The following is a 14,413-nucleotide window of genomic DNA, read 5'->3' as shown; positions in this document are numbered from 1 at the left end:
ACCGCGGCCATGGCCATTCCCGGCTTGGTGCTGCCCGCCGTCGCCGAACGGACGCTGCGCCATCCGGCCGATCTCGACGCGATGCTGCAGGGCGCGCGCGAGCCGTTCGTGCTGCGTGGGCTGGTGCGCGATTGGCCGCTGGTCCGGGCAGGGCTCGAATCGCCCCGCGCCGCGCGGGCCTATCTGGTCGAGCGCGCCCGGCCCATGCCCTTCACCGTCACGCTGGCCGATCCGGGCAGCGGCGGGCGCCTGTTCTACGACGCGGCGATGCAGATGAACTTCCGCACCGCGCGGGGCAAGCTGGCCGATATCTTCGCCGGGTTCGACGCCAACGAAGACCGCGCCGATCATCCCGTGATCTACCTCGGCTCGATCGACGTGCCGGCGCACTTCGAAGGGGTGGATGCGGAAAACCGCGTCGATCTCGGCAACCGCACGCCGATCACCAGCCTGTGGATCGGATCGCCCACGCGCATCGCCGCGCACAACGATTTCCCCGACAACCTTGCCTGCTGCGTCGCCGGGCGCCGCCGCTTCACGCTGTTCCCGCCCGACCAGTACCGCAACCTCTACCTTGGCCCCATCGACAACTCGCCGGCCGGACGCGCGGTCAGCATGGTCGATTTCGCCGCGCCCGATCCCGATGCCCATCCCCGCTTCGCCGAAGCGCTGGCGCATGGCCAAGTGGCGGAGCTGGAGCCCGGCGATGCGCTGTTCGTGCCCTCGATGTGGTGGCACCATGTCGAAGCGCTCGATCGCTTCAACATCCTGCTCAACTACTGGTGGCGCGATACGCCGCGCTACCTCGGCCAGCCGCAGACCGCGCTGACCCACGCGCTGCTTGCCATCCGCGACCTGCCCGAAGCGGACCGCGCGATGTGGCGGGATCTGTTCGATTACTATGTGTTCTCGGGCGGCGATGAAGCGCGCGCGCACATTCCCGAAGCAGGGCGGGGCGCGCTTGGCCCGATTGACGCGCAGGGCGCTGCCCGCATCCACCAGTTTATCCTGAGGAGCCTCAGCCAATGACCGCCTCGTCCCTGCCCCGCCGCATCGTCATCGCCGGGGGCGGCACCGCCGGATGGATGACAGCGGCCGCGCTCGCCCGCACGCTCGGGTCCGTCGCGCAGGTGACACTGGTCGAAAGCGAACAGATCGGCACGATCGGCGTGGGCGAAAGCACGATCCCGCCGCTGGTCATGTACAACCGCCTGCTCGGCATCAACGAGGCCGAGTTCATGCGGGCGACGCAGGCGACGTTCAAGCTGGGCATCAATTTCGAGAACTGGCGCGTGCCGGGGGAGAACTACTTCCATTCGTTCGGCGGCACCGGCAAGGACCACTGGTCGGCCGGGTTCCAGCACTTCTGGCTGCATGGCCAGACGCGCGGGCACAGCGAACCCTATGGCGAATACTGCCTTGAGCTGAAGGCCGCCGAAGCGGGCAAGTTCGCGCACCTTCCCGACGAGCGGATGAATTATGCCTACCAGCTCGATTCCGCGCTCTATGCCAGGTTCCTGCGCGCCATGGCCGAAAGCGATGGCACCACGCGGATCGAAGGCAAGATCGCGCACGTCGAACTCGATGGGCAAAGCGGCGACATTGCCGCGCTGGTGCTCGAAGGCGACCGGCGGATCGAAGGCGACCTGTTCATCGACTGCACCGGCTTTCGCGCGCTGCTGATCGAAGGCGCGCTGCGCGCGGGCTATGACGACTGGACCCACTGGCTGCCCTGCGACAGCGCCATCGCCATCCAGACATCCAGCGTGCGGCCGCCCGTGCCCTACACCCGCGCCATCGCGCACGAAGCCGGCTGGCAGTGGCGCATTCCGCTGCAGCATCGCCAGGGCAACGGCGTGGTCTATTGCAGCGACTACCTGAGCCACGAGGCGGCGCTGGAAAAGCTGCTCTCGACGGTGGAGGGCGAAAAGCTGGTGAAGCCCAATACCATCCGCTTCCGCACCGGCGCGCGGCGCAAGCAGTGGCATCGCAACTGCGTGGCGGTCGGCCTTTCGGGCGGGTTCATGGAGCCGCTCGAGAGCACCTCGATCCACCTGATCCAGCGCGCGATCCTGCGCATCGTGCGGATGCTGCCGGCAGGCCCGGTCAGCCGCCGCGACATCGACGAATTCAACGACCAGCAGTTCACCGACATGGAGCAGATCAGGGACTTCCTGGTGCTGCACTACAAGGCGACCGACCGGCGCGACACGCCGTTCTGGCGGCACTGCGCCAGCATGGAGGTGCCTGCGAGCCTTGAGCACAAGATCGAACTGTTCCGGGAAACCGGCCGCGTGTTCCGCCGCAACGAGGAACTGTTCGCCGAAAATTCCTGGGTGCAGGTGATGATGGGGCAGGGGATCATGCCGCAAAGCCACCATCCCGTTGCCGCCAAGCTGCGCGACGAAGAGCTGGCGCATCTGCTCGGCTCCCTGCGCGAACAGGTCAGCCGGACGGTGGCGGCGTTGCCTTCGCACGGCGATTACGTGGCCCGCTATTGCGGCGCCGAGGTTCCGGCCGCAGCATGAGCCTGCTGCTTCTGGCCGCAGCGGCGGCATCGCAGCCGGACTGGCAGCTCGTCTGGTCCGATGAATTCGACGGTACCGCACTCGATGCCCGCCATTGGGTGCTGGCCGACGACTGCTTCGGCGGCGGCAATGAAGAGCGCCAATGCTACACCGCGCGCGAGGCTAACCACCGGGTGAAGGACGGCGTGCTGGAAATCATCGCGCGGCGCGAAGACCATACCGGGCCGGCCTTCGTCCGATCGCAGCGCGACAGCGCGGAAAAGGCGGCGGCAACGCGGACCAAGCCATTCACTTCGGCGCGGCTTTCGACCGACGGCAAGGCATCCTGGCTCTATGGCAAGGTGCAGGTGCGCGCGCGGCTGCCGCAGGGGCAGGGCACCTGGCCCGCGATCTGGATGCTGCCCGAAGACTGGGGCTATGGCGCCTGGGCCCGTTCGGGCGAAATCGACATCATGGAAGCGGTCAACCTGGGCGAACCCTGCGCCACCTGTTCGGGCGGGCGCGAAAACCGGGTGCTGGGCACGATCCACTTCGGCGGGGAGCCGCCGCGCAACCGCTACATTTCGGCCGAGACGACCATTCCCGGCGATCCGGCGGCCTTCCACACCTACGAAGTGGAATGGGACAGGGACGGCATGGTCTGGCGCGTGGATGGCAAGGACTATGCCCGGCGCGAACCGCACGAATGGCACACGCTCGGCTCCGACAAGGCGGGAGCGCCGTTCGACAGGCCGTTCCACCTGATCCTCAACCTCGCGATCGGGGGCCATCTGCCCGAAGGGCGCAACAAGGGTGGCGTCGATGCGGCCGGCTATCCCCGGACAATGGCGGTCGACTGGGTCCGCGTCTGGCAAAAGCGCGGGGATGCGGGTAACGCCGGGCCGGTCACCAACGGCAAGGACAACTGAGCGACCATGGCGCGCAGGCGGCAGGCGGTAACGATCAAGCATGTGGCGGCCGATGCGGGTGTCTCGCTCCAGACCGTCAGTCGCGTGATCAACAACGAGGCCAACGTCCGGCCCGAAATGCGCGAGAAGGTCCAGGCCTCGATCGACCGGCTGGGCTATGTCCCCTCGATCGCGGCACAGCGGATGAGCGGATCGCGTTCGTACCTGATCCTTGCGCTCAACGACCGCGAACGCACGATTTCGGACTGGCGGGCGCGACAGGGCACCGACTGGGTGGACCAGATGCTGCTGGGCGGCATGCTGGAATGTGCCGAGAACGGGTACCGCCTGATCTTCGAGCTGGTCGATACCCACAACGATCATGTCGAGCGCGAACTGGGCGCGGCGATCGCGGCGCTGCAGCCCGATGGCGCGATCCTGACGCCGCCGCATTCGGACAACCCGCAGATCCTTGCCACGCTGACCCGGCACAAGGTGCCGTTCGCGCGGATCGGTGCGCAAGTGCACGAAGAAGGGCTGCCCGATGGCATCATGGTATCGATGGACGATGAAGGCGGCGCGCGCATGGCGACGCGCCACCTGATCGATCTTGGCCACAAGGCCATCGCGATGATTTCGGGTCCATCCGAATACCTTCTGGCGGGCAAGCGGGTCGATGGCTGGCGGGCCGAGATGGAAGCCGCCGGGCTTTCGACCGAGGGGCTGCTGCAGGCCGGGGACTTCACCTATGGTTCGGGCGTGATCGCGGCGCGCGCGCTGCTGACGCGCGATGACCGGCCGAGCGCGATCATCGCCAGCAACGACCAGATGGCGCTCGCCACGGTGGAGATCGCGGCGGAACTGGGCCTGTCCATTCCGGCCGACCTTTCGCTGGTGAGCTTCGACAACACGCCGCTGGTGCGCTTCACGCGGCCGCCGCTGACGGCGGTGGACCAGCCGATCGCCGAAACCACCGCGACGGCGGTGCGCAGCCTGATCGCTTCGCAGCGCGACGGGATCGACACGGCGCCCGCGGTCCTGCCGATGGGGTTCGAGGTGCGCGGCTCGACCGGCCCGGCGGTGTGAGCGGCGCGCGCCATCGCGAGACGCGGTTTCTCAGCCTCTATGCGCTGGCCTGGGCGGGTTCGACCATTGCCTACGTGCCGTTCCTGACCCTGCTGCTGCCGATGCAGGTAGAAGCGCTGGCCGGCGGGCAGGCGGTGCGGTGGCTTGCGTTGACGACGTTCCTTGGCGCCGTGGTGGCCAGCGTGGCGAACGTGGCGTTCGGGTGGATCAGCGATCTTGCCGGGCGAAGGCGTCCGTTCGTGCTGGCGGGGCTGACCCTGTCAAGCGTGATGCTTCAGGCCGCGCCGCACGCGTCGACGCTGGCCGGGCTGATTGCGGTGATCGCGCTGTGGCAGGCCGGGCTCAACCTGATGATCGGCCCGCTGGCGGCCTGGGCGGGCGACCAGGTGCCCGACCGGCGCAAGGGCATGCTCGGCGGGCTGCTGGCGTTCGCGCCCGCATCGGGAGCCTTGGCGGGCGCGCTCGGCACGTGGGGCGGTGGGCTGGGTGGCGGGCTGGGTGGCGGGCATGGGTCCGAGCGAATGTTCGCGCTGGTCGGCGCGATCGTGATCGCCTGCGTGCTGCCCATCGTCGTGCTGGGCAAGGACGGCGGTGCCGATCATGACGAGGCGGTCTCCGCCGGGAGCGAGGTTGCGCGCAAGGTGATCCGCGGCATGGCGACCCGGATGTGGGTGGCGCGGCTGCTGGTGCAGATATCCGAAGCGTCGCTGTTCGCCTTCTTCTACCTGTGGCTGCGCTCGGTCGATCCGGGGCTGGGCGGCGGGGCGATCGCGCGCATCCTGCTGGCCGCCATGGTGATCGGCGCGGTGGTGGCGCTGTTCGCCGGGCGGCGGTCAGACCGCACCGGCCGACCGGTGACGCCGCTGATGTTCGGCGCGCTGGGCGCGGCCGTGGGGCTCGCGATCATGGCGCTGTCGTCAAGCCGCGACGGCGCGATCGCAGGGTATATCGTCTTCGGCGTTTCGACGTCCGCCTTCCTTGCGCTGCACAGCGCCCACACCTTGCGCGTGCTGCCCGATAGCCGCCGCCGGGGGCGCGATCTGGGGTTGTTCAACCTGACCAACACGATCCCTTCGCTGACAGTCCCCGCGTTGACCCTGGCGCTGGTGCCAAGCCTTGGTTTCGCAGCGCTTTTCCTCGCCCTGGCGGTGCTTGCCGGGCTGGCGGTGGGGCTTCTTGCCGGAATGCGTGAGGCGGCCTGACCCTTCGTTGGCGCGGGGCTTGATTTCCGCCTGAGCATATGGGACACGCTCGTTTGAGAACGTTCACAGAATTTGGGAAGAAGCGATGCCGAAGGGGTACAGGGGCATGACTGCACGGGGATTGATCGCGATCCCGCTGATGGCCGCCGCCAGTCTTGCGCAGGCTGCCGACAGCAGCGTGGCCCATCCCCAGGCCTGGCCCGCGGCGCACAGCCCGGCGGCAATCACCGATGCCGGGACCGAGCGGGCGATCGACGCGATCCTGCGCCGGCTGACGCTGGAGCAGAAGGTGGGGCAGGTCATCCAGGGCGATATCAGCTCGATCACGCCGGCCGACCTGGCGCGCTATCCGGTCGGATCGATCCTGGCGGGCGGCAACAGCGGCCCCTATGGCGACGAGCGCGCCGATGCCGCCAAGTGGCTCAAGTTGGTCAACGAATATCGCGCGGCGTCGGTCAAGGCGGGCGCCGGCATACCGATCCTGTTCGGGGTGGACGCGGTGCATGGCCATTCCAACCTGCCGGGCGCCACGATCTTCCCCCACAACGTCGGCCTTGGCGCGGCGCACGATCCCGCGCTGATCAAGCGCATCGGCGCGGCGACCGCGGCGGAAGTTTCAGGATCGGGCATCGAATGGACCTTCGCCCCGACGCTGGCCGTGCCGCAGGACCTGCGCTGGGGCCGCGCGTATGAAGGGTATTCGAGCGATCCCGCGGTCGTCGCGAGCTATTCGCGTGCGATGGTCGAAGGGCTGCAGGGGCCGCTGCGTGCCGGGCAGCCGCTGGCGGCCGACAAGGTTGCGGCCAGCGCCAAGCATTTCCTGGCCGATGGCGGTACCGATGGCGGCAAGGACCAGGGCGATGCGAAGATCGGCGAGAGCGAACTCGTGCGCCTTCACGCGCAGGGCTATCCCCCGGCGATCGACGCCGGCGCGCTGACCGTGATGGCCAGCTTTTCAAGCTGGAACGGCGCGAAGAACCACGGCAACCGAACGCTGCTGACCGACGTGCTCAAGCATCGCATGGGTTTCGAAGGGCTCGTCGTGGGGGACTGGAACGGCCACGGGCAGGTGGCCGGGTGCAGCCCGACCGACTGCGCCGCCTCGATCAACGCGGGCCTCGATCTCTACATGGCGCCCGACAGCTGGAAGGGGCTGTTCGACAGCACGCTGCGCGAAGTGCGCGACGGCACGATCCCGATGGCGCGGCTGGACGATGCGGTGCGCCGCATCCTGCGGGTGAAATACAAGCTGGGTCTGATGGGTCCGCGTCCGGTGACGCGCGGCAACGTGGCGGCGGTCGGCGCGCAGGCGCATCTCGACATCGCGCGCGAAGCGGTCGCCAAATCGCTGGTGCTGCTCAAGAACAATGGCTCGGTGCTGCCGATCCGCGCGGGCGCCAAGGTGCTGATCACCGGACCGGGTGCGGACAGCATGGCGATGCAGGCCGGGGGATGGACGATCACCTGGCAGGGCACCGACACCACCGCCGCCGATTTCCCGAAGGGTCGCACCATCGGGCGCGCCATCGCCGATGCCGTGGCGCAGGCGGGCGGCAAGGCGGCATTCGCGGGCGAGGCGTCGGAGGGCAAGCCGCCCGAGGGAAAGCCGGATGTGGCTGTGGTCGTGTTCGGCGAACCACCCTACGCCGAATTCCAGGGCGACGTGACCAGTCTGGCGTTCGATGCGCGCAATGGCGAGCTGGACTTGCTCAAGTCCCTGAAGGCGCAGGGCGTGCCCGTGGTGGCCGTGTTCCTGTCGGGCCGTCCGCTGTTCGTCGGGCCGGAGCTCAATCTGGCAGATGCCTTCGTCGCCGCCTGGCAGCCCGGATCGCAGGGGCAGGGCGTGGCGGATGTGCTGGTGGCGCGCAAGAACGGCAAGCCGGCGCGCGATTTCACGGGAACGCTGTCGTTCGACTGGCCGCGCGACGGGCGCGCGCCGATGATCGATCCGCTGTTCAAGGTCGGCTACGGACTGTCCTATGCCCGCCCCGCGAGCGTGGGCCGGGTGAACGAGGATGCCGGCGTCGACGTATCGTCCAAGTTGGCGGAATCCACCTTCATCCGTGCCGGCAAGGTGATCGAACCATGGCGGCTTGGGCTGGACAGCGTGGTGACGGCACGTTCGGTCGACCTGACCGCGCAGGAAGACGGACGCCAGTTCACCTGGAGCGGCAAGGGCGATTTCGCGCTCGATGGGCCCGCCGTGGACATGAAGCGCCAGCTCAACGGCGGCTTTGCCCTGCGGCTCGACTGGCGCATCGACAGCAAGGGCAGCGGCCCGGTGACGGTGGCGTTCGGCGGTGTCAGGCTGAACCTTGGCGCGGTGCCGGGCCCGGTCGGCAAGGTGGCCACGCTGCGCATTCCGCTGACCTGCTTCACCGCGCTCGGCGCCAAAATCGAAGCGATCGGCTCGCCGTTGCGTGTGGGCGCCACCGAAGGATTTTCCGCGACGATCCGCGACGCGCGCGTCGAAGGCGTCGGCGAAACCTACCCCTGCCCGCCATCGGCGGGCTGACGGTACGGCGGCAGCACCTCCCACCCCACAGGCTGCCGCCGTTACCTTTTTTCATGGCCTAGCCCGCATCGGCACGACCTGACGGACGCCTCCGATGCGGGCTGGCGGTCAGCAGGGCGGCCCAAACGTCGGACCAACCAGTGCGGTCAGGCCGCGACGGCTTCGCGCACGCGGCCGCGGCGGACGAGGCGGCCGGGTAGCGCGCCGGTCGGCTTGCCGTTGCGGGCAATCACGGTTCCCGAAACGATCGTGGCGACATAGCCATCGGCTTCCTGGCGCATGCGCTTGCCGCCAGCGGGCAGGTCGTAGGCGATGTAGGGCAGGTGCAGGTCGAGCGCGTCCAAGTCGATCACGTTGAGATCGGCCTTGAGCCCTTCGGCGATGCGTCCGCGATCGGCCATCCGTACCGCTGCCGCCGGGCGCGCAGTGAGTTCGGCAATGGCATCCTCGATCGCGATGCGCTCGTCTGGCGCAGCATCGCGGGCCCAGCGCTGCAGGAAGTAGGTCGGGAAGCTGCCGTCGCAGATCAAGCCATAGTGCGCGCCGCCATCGGCCAGCGCCATCAGCGTGTCGGGGTGGCCAAGCATTTCGCGCACCGCCTTAAGGTTGCCTTCGGTGTAGTTGGCCGCTGGCAGATAGAACATCTGCCGCCCTTCGTTGCGCAGCAGCAGGTCGTAGGCGTATTCCTGCCAGCTCTGTCCCGCCGCCTTTGCGCGCTGTTCGATGCGGTTGTCGCGCACCGGTTCGTAGTCGGGGCGATCGCCGTCCCATTCGTGCGTCGCGCGGAAGGCATCGATCAGCGCGAGGGTGACGGGGTTGGTGTCCTCTCCAGCTTCGGCCAGCAGCTTCGCGCGGAATTCGGGGTCGCGCATGCGTTCGACCCGCTCGGCCAGCGGCAGGTGGGCAATGGCGCGGTACGAGGGATGCGCGCTGAACGGATGCAGGCTGAGATCCAAGCCATAGAACATGCCGACCGGGCGCGGGGCGACCTGGCCGCGTATTTCCAGCCCGTCGGCCCGCGCCTGTTCGAGCGCGCGCAGCTGCGAGCGCCAGCCGGCACCCGGCTGGTTGGGCACATCGAGCAGCGTGAACGAGAGCGGCCGGCGGCCATGCTCCGCCACTTTGCGCAGCAGGGCGAATTCTTCCTCGGCATCGCTGGCCGGCGCCGGGATCAGCTGGAACACGCCGGCATCGGCGTCGTTCAGCCCATCCATCAGCGCGCAGAGTTCATCGACCTCGGAATAGAGGCTGGGGGCAAGCTCGCCCGCCTTGGTCCGGTGCATCATGTTGCGCGAGGTGGTGACGCCGAACGCGCCCTTGGCGATGGCTTCGGCCACCAGCGCGCGCATCTTTTCGAGATCTTCGGCGGTCGGCGCTTCCTGCCGCAGCGCGCGCTCGCCCATGACGAACACGCGCAAGGCCGAATGCGGCAACTGGGTGGCGACGTCGATATCGAGTTCGCGCTTGTCGAGCGCGTCGAGGTATTCGGGGAAGGTTTCCCAGTTCCACGGCAGACCTTGCGTCATCACCACTTCGGGGATGTCCTCGACCCCCTCCATCAGCTTGACCAGCATGTCGCGCTCGTGCGGGCGGCAGGGCGCGAAGCCGACGCCGCAGTTGCCCATCAGCACGGTGGTGACGCCATGGCCCGACGAGGGCGCGACGTGGTTTTCCCAGGTCACCTGCCCATCGTAGTGGGTGTGCACGTCGACGAAGCCGGGGGTGACGATCTTGCCGGTCGCGTCGATCTCCTCCGCGCCGCGCCCCTCGATGGTGCCGACTTTGGCAATGCGGCCATCGCGCACGGCGACGTCGGCGTGGAAGGGGGTGGTGCCGGTGCCGTCGACGACAAGGCCGCCGCGGATGACAAGATCGTACTGCATGGTCATTCTCTCCCGCTTGTCGTCTTTGCGACGTTTGCCTCGGTCTTCAGGAATTCATGGCGTTTCGAGCCGGTGGCGGATGCGTTCGACATAGGCGCGCGCGGCGACTTCGGCCTCGGCGGCGTGGCCCGAAAGCACCAGCTTGCCCACTTGCGCCAGTTCGCCCGCATGTTCGCCGCGCATCATGGCGAAGCCGAACTGGCCGCGCATGACATGGACCCGCGCCTGGTCGAGGCTGCGGGTGAGTTCGGGGTTGGCCGCGATATGCGCCAGCGCGCCGAACAGGTGGCGGCGTGCGTGCATGTAGCTGGCGGCATCGCCCGCATCGCGGCAGGCTTCGAGTTCCGCCACCGCGCGTTCCAACGAAGAAGCATCGGCACCGGCCACGATGCGCCTTGCAGCGCTGCGGGCGGCGAGGCCGAACAGCAGTTCGGTGACTTCGAGCGTGAGGATCGCCTGCTCGGCCGAAATGGCGAGGATGTGCGCGCCGCGATTTGGCACGATTTCGACGACGCCGGCGGCCTTCAGCTGCTGCAGCGCCTCACGCACCGCCTGCCGCCCGGTGCCGAAGCGCAGGCACAGGTCCGCTTCGACCAGCCGTTCGCCCGGATGAAGTTCGCCCGATTCGATCGCCCGGACGATCGCGCCGGCGATCTCGCTGGCGGAAATCCGGGGTTTGGAGGCGGGGGCAGGACGCGTCATGCCGGGCAGGCTCGCCGCCTGCCACGCAATTGTCAACAGATTGTCGACAATCCGGGCGACTACTCGGTCACGAGCCAGCCGATGGTGGCGCGACGCAGCACGCGGTCTTCAAGCGAATAGTAGAGGTGGATGCCATCGTGTTCGTCGAGGCACGAGGCGGCAAAGGCGATGTCTATGCCCGAGCGCAGGCGCGGCGGCGGAGGCACGATCAGCGGTTCGACGCAGCGATCGACCACTTGCGTGTAGTTTTCGTCGAAGGCGATCCAGCCGATCCGCCAGCGGGCATCGTCGGTGGCGCCGTTGTAGAACATCACGTTGGGCTTTCCGGCGCGCGACAGCATGGGGCCGGTCGACAGGTGCCAGTTGTCCCAGGCATCGTCGCGCACGGTGAAGGGATCGTCCGCCACCGTCCATGGCCCTTCGAGCGAATCCGCAATCGCCATGCCGATGCGCGAGGCGGCGCGACCGGGTTCGATCTCTCGCGCGTATTCGTAGAACAGGCGGTACTTGCCATCGGCGCCTTGCGCGACGGTCGCCTCCTTGATGTTGCCTTCGCCATCGGGCGCCTGGAGCAGCACCTTGCGCTTGGTCATCGCGGTGATGTCGTGCCCCTCGGCGACGAGCAGCGACCCCCGGGTGCGGCCCTTTTCGACGCCGGTATAGAACACCATGACCTGTTCGCCCGAACGCACCACGGTGGGATCTTCCACCCCGGCAGCGTCGACGTCGTCCGGGCCGGGGACGATGGCGGGATCATGCGCCATCTCGAAGAACTGCCCGTCGCGCGATGTGCCGGCGTAGATGATCCCGGTCGCGTCATCGGGGCCGAGCGGATTGGGCAGCACGCGCACCAGCAGCTGGTAGGCTGCATCGCGGCGCCAGACGTAAGGGCTCATGAGGTCGAAGCCCGAGAGCAGCCCGTCGCTGCGCGCGGCATCGAGCGTGACGACGTGGTGGGCGAGCACGGCGAAGGCGAGCGGGGCGTGGGTGGCGCCCGCGGCGTCGGGCCCGCTCATGCGCTTTGCGCCACGGTGAGCGAGAGCGCGCCGTCGATCGTCACCGTGGTGCCGGTGATGTAGTCGGCGCGGTTGGACAGCAGGAACAGGACGAGGTCGGCGACCTCTTCCGGCCGGCCGGCGCGGCCCCAGGGAATCGCCGCCTCCTTGGCCTTCAGCTCGTCCGGGTGGTCGAGCGCGGACTGGTTCATGGGGGTGAGAATCATGCCGGGCGCGACGGCATTGACCGCGATACCGCGCGGCGCGAGTTCAAGCGCCAGCGTGGTGGTGAGCTGGGCGAGGCCGCCCTTGGCCGCATCGTAATCGAGCCCGCCCGCGCGCGGCGCGCGTTCGTGGATCGACGAGACGTTGACGATCCGCGCCACGCCGGTCGCGGCGCTGCCGCTCGGTGTGGGGGCGTCGCCTTCCAGCGCGCGCACGAAGCGGCGGCAGGTGAGGAAGGGGCCGTAGAGATCGGCGCGCAGCACGCGGTCGAACTGCGCCAGCGTCATCGCCTGCAGCGGCGTGCCGCTCATGTTGAGCCCCGCCGAGTTGACCAGCAGGCGCATCGGGCCGAAGGCGTGCTCCGCCGCAACGAACAGCGCATCGATCGCCGCTTCGCTGCCGACATCGGCTTGCAGCGCCAGAGCGCGGCCGCCGCCGGACGCGATCTCGTCCGCGACGGCCTGCCCGGCTGCTGCATCGGCGTAATAGGTCAGGACGACCGGCCTGCCGCTGTGGCCCAGCGCAAGGGCACATGCCCGGCCGATGCCACTCTCTCCCCCGGTAACCAGCGCCGGCGCGTTATCTGCGATCATGCGCGGGAAACGCAGGAGAAAGAACGCGGTTGCGTGAAATTTCCGTCAGGTTCGCGTGACCGATCGTGCGGCTTGCAATCGGAATTCCGATTACTTACCCCTGTGTCAACAAGCGTTGGAATGGGATGAGAAGATGCCAGAGGGCACGTTCGACTATATCGTGATTGGCGCCGGTAGCGCGGGCTCTGTTCTCGCCGCGCGGTTGAGCGAGGACCCGCAGGTGCGCGTCCTGCTGCTGGAAGCGGGCGGCAAGAATACCTCGGTGCTGGTGCGCATGCCGGCGGGCGTCGGCTCGCTGATCAAGAAGAAGAGCAAGCACAACTGGGGCTTCTGGAGCGAGCCCGAACCCTTCATGGACAACCGCCGGATGTGGCATCCGCGCGGCAAGGGGCTGGGCGGATCGAGCGCGATCAACGGCATGCTCTATGTGCGCGGCCATGCCCGCGATTACGACCAGTGGCGGCAGATGGGCCTGGAAGGCTGGAGCCATGCCGAAGTCATGCCCTATTTCCGCCGGGCGGAGGATTTCCAGGAAGGCGCGAACACCTACCACGGGCAAGGCGGGCCGCTGAAGGTCAGCTGGGGCGAGCGGTCCGAACACCCGCTCTACAAGGGCGTGATCGCCGCTGGCGCGCAGGCCGGGCACAAGGTGACCGACGATTTCAACGGGCTGGAGCAGGAAGGCTTTGGCCGTTACCAGCTGACCATCCACGACGGCCAGCGCTGGAGCGCGGCGCGCGGCTACCTTGCGCCGATTGCCGGGCAGCGGCCGAACCTCACCATCGTGACCGGCGCGCGCACGCACCGGGTGCTGGTCGAGAACGGCAGAGCCACGGGCGTCGAATACAGCCTTGGCCAAGGCAAGGCGGTGGTGACGGCGCATGCGAGCCGCGAAGTGCTGGTCTGTGCAGGGGCGTTTCAATCGCCGCAGATCCTGCAGCTTTCCGGCATCGGCGATCCCGAACAGCTGGGCAAGCACGGCATCGCTACGGTCCATGCGCGAAAGGGGGTGGGGCAGAACCTGCAGGATCACCTCGACGTGACGCTCAACTGGGCCTGCACGCAGCCGATCACGCTCTACAACGATATCCGGGGCCTGCGCATGCTCAAGGTGGGGCTCGAATACCTGCTGACGGGCAAGGGCACCGGGCGGCAGAACGGGCTGGAAGCGGGCGCCTTCCTCAAATCCCGGCCCGATCTCGACCGGCCCGACCTGCAGCTGCACTTCGTGCTGGCGATCATGCAGGAACACGCCAAGGTTGCCGCAAAGCGTGATGGCTTCACCATGCACGTCTGCCAGTTGCGCCCGGAAAGCCGGGGCACGGTCTCGCTCGGCTCGGCCGATCCTTATGCCGACCCTGCCATCCTGTGCAATTTCATGGCCGCCGAGGAAGACCGCCGCGCGGTGCGCGAAGGCGTGCGGATCGCGCGCGAAGTCGTGAACCAGCCCGCGCTCGATCCCTATCGCGGCGAAGAGATCTGGCCGGGCGAGGGCGTGCGCAGCGACGACGATATCGACGCCTGGGTCCGCGCCAAGGGCGAGACGATCTACCACCCGGTCGGCACATGCAAGATGGGCGTGGCGAGCGATCCGCTGGCCGTGGTCGACAAGGACTGCAAGGTCATCGGGCTCGAAGGCCTGCGCGTGGTCGATGCCTCGGTCATGCCCACGCTGGTTGGTGGCAACACCAATGCGCCCACGATCATGATCGCCGAAAAGATCGCCGACCAGATCCGTGGCCGCGCCCCGCTCGCGCCCGAAGAAGTGCCGGTGGCCGCATGAGTCTTGCCCGTATG

Annotated in this window: 11 protein-coding genes; 7 read left to right on the top strand and 4 right to left on the bottom strand. The window is 68.1% G+C overall.

Going from position 1 to position 14,413, the window contains the following annotated elements; translation table 11 throughout:
* Window positions 1–9 precede the first annotated feature (9 nt).
* From AACH40_RS15220 to AACH40_RS15195, 6 genes are all read left to right on the top strand, one after another.
* Window positions 10–1,029: a cupin-like domain-containing protein gene (locus AACH40_RS15220; protein ID WP_422394911.1), complete on the top strand. Its 1,020-nt coding sequence runs from the start codon at window positions 10–12 to the stop codon at window positions 1,027–1,029.
* The gene (locus AACH40_RS15215) at window positions 1,026–2,528 is read left to right on the top strand and encodes a tryptophan halogenase family protein (protein WP_338643124.1); all 1,503 of its coding nucleotides are present in this window, start codon (window positions 1,026–1,028) and stop codon (window positions 2,526–2,528) included. The genes AACH40_RS15220 and AACH40_RS15215 overlap by 4 nt, the downstream gene beginning before the upstream one ends.
* Window positions 2,525–3,436, top strand: coding sequence for a glycoside hydrolase family 16 protein (locus AACH40_RS15210; protein WP_338643123.1), 912 nt, complete (start codon window positions 2,525–2,527; stop codon window positions 3,434–3,436). Before AACH40_RS15215 ends, AACH40_RS15210 begins: the two co-directional genes overlap by 4 nt.
* Before the next feature lie 6 nt (window positions 3,437–3,442).
* Entirely contained in the window at window positions 3,443–4,501 is a 1,059-nt protein-coding gene (locus tag AACH40_RS15205; RefSeq protein ID WP_338643122.1) for a LacI family DNA-binding transcriptional regulator, read from the top strand.
* Complete coding sequence (locus tag AACH40_RS15200) at window positions 4,498–5,703, top strand: MFS transporter (protein ID WP_338643121.1); 1,206 nt, start codon at window positions 4,498–4,500, stop codon at window positions 5,701–5,703. Before AACH40_RS15205 ends, AACH40_RS15200 begins: the two co-directional genes overlap by 4 nt.
* Window positions 5,704–5,809: 106 nt before the next feature.
* Window positions 5,810–8,218, top strand: coding sequence for a glycoside hydrolase family 3 protein (locus tag AACH40_RS15195; RefSeq protein WP_338643120.1), 2,409 nt, complete (start codon window positions 5,810–5,812; stop codon window positions 8,216–8,218).
* A 146-nt stretch (window positions 8,219–8,364) separates the two neighbouring features.
* Here AACH40_RS15195 and AACH40_RS15190 read toward each other — a convergent pair whose 3' ends face one another.
* The 4 genes from AACH40_RS15190 to AACH40_RS15175 are packed head-to-tail and all read right to left on the bottom strand — an operon-like array spanning window position 8,365 to window position 12,616.
* Window positions 8,365–10,101, bottom strand: a complete 1,737-nt coding sequence (locus AACH40_RS15190; protein WP_338643119.1) for an N-acyl-D-amino-acid deacylase family protein — start codon at window positions 10,099–10,101, stop codon at window positions 8,365–8,367.
* Window positions 10,102–10,155: 54 nt separating this feature from the next.
* Window positions 10,156–10,803 carry a GntR family transcriptional regulator gene (locus tag AACH40_RS15185; RefSeq protein ID WP_169491524.1) on the bottom strand — a complete coding sequence of 216 codons (648 nt, stop codon included), beginning with the start codon at window positions 10,801–10,803 and terminating at the stop codon, window positions 10,156–10,158.
* Between the two features lie 59 nt (window positions 10,804–10,862).
* Window positions 10,863–11,819: a glycosidase gene (locus AACH40_RS15180; protein ID WP_338643118.1), complete on the bottom strand. Its 957-nt coding sequence runs from the start codon at window positions 11,817–11,819 to the stop codon at window positions 10,863–10,865.
* The gene (locus tag AACH40_RS15175; protein WP_338643117.1) at window positions 11,816–12,616 is read right to left on the bottom strand and encodes an SDR family NAD(P)-dependent oxidoreductase; all 801 of its coding nucleotides are present in this window, start codon (window positions 12,614–12,616) and stop codon (window positions 11,816–11,818) included. The genes AACH40_RS15180 and AACH40_RS15175 overlap by 4 nt, the downstream gene beginning before the upstream one ends.
* Before the next feature lie 133 nt (window positions 12,617–12,749).
* Between AACH40_RS15175 and AACH40_RS15170 the strand changes: the two genes are divergently transcribed.
* Window positions 12,750–14,399 (top strand): choline dehydrogenase, encoded by a 1,650-nt coding sequence (locus AACH40_RS15170; protein ID WP_338643116.1) that lies wholly within the window; start codon window positions 12,750–12,752, stop codon window positions 14,397–14,399.
* The last annotated feature ends 14 nt before the right edge of the window (window positions 14,400–14,413 follow it).

Origin of the sequence: Novosphingobium olei, assembly GCF_037076535.1 — a bacterium.
Classification (GTDB): Bacteria; Pseudomonadota; Alphaproteobacteria; order Sphingomonadales; family Sphingomonadaceae; genus Novosphingobium; species Novosphingobium olei.
Note: the sequence above shows the minus strand (reverse complement) of the source record. Positions and strands in the feature narration are given on the sequence as shown.

Bases quoted from the DNA above. Each gene is read 5' to 3' on its own strand.
- AACH40_RS15220 (WP_422394911.1), top strand. From the start codon at position 10: ATGGCCATTCCCGGCTTGGTGCTGCCCGCCGTCGCCGAACGGACGCTG.
- AACH40_RS15215 (WP_338643124.1), top strand. From the start codon at position 1,026: ATGACCGCCTCGTCCCTGCCCCGCCGCATCGTCATCGCCGGGGGCGGC.
- AACH40_RS15210 (WP_338643123.1), top strand. From the start codon at position 2,525: ATGAGCCTGCTGCTTCTGGCCGCAGCGGCGGCATCGCAGCCGGACTGG.
- AACH40_RS15205 (WP_338643122.1), top strand. From the start codon at position 3,443: ATGGCGCGCAGGCGGCAGGCGGTAACGATCAAGCATGTGGCGGCCGAT.
- AACH40_RS15195 (WP_338643120.1), top strand. From the start codon at position 5,810: ATGACTGCACGGGGATTGATCGCGATCCCGCTGATGGCCGCCGCCAGT.
- AACH40_RS15190 (WP_338643119.1), bottom strand. From the start codon at position 10,101: ATGCAGTACGATCTTGTCATCCGCGGCGGCCTTGTCGTCGACGGCACC.
- AACH40_RS15185 (WP_169491524.1), bottom strand. From the start codon at position 10,803: ATGACGCGTCCTGCCCCCGCCTCCAAACCCCGGATTTCCGCCAGCGAG.
- AACH40_RS15180 (WP_338643118.1), bottom strand. From the start codon at position 11,819: ATGAGCGGGCCCGACGCCGCGGGCGCCACCCACGCCCCGCTCGCCTTC.
- AACH40_RS15175 (WP_338643117.1), bottom strand. From the start codon at position 12,616: ATGATCGCAGATAACGCGCCGGCGCTGGTTACCGGGGGAGAGAGTGGC.
- AACH40_RS15170 (WP_338643116.1), top strand. From the start codon at position 12,750: ATGCCAGAGGGCACGTTCGACTATATCGTGATTGGCGCCGGTAGCGCG.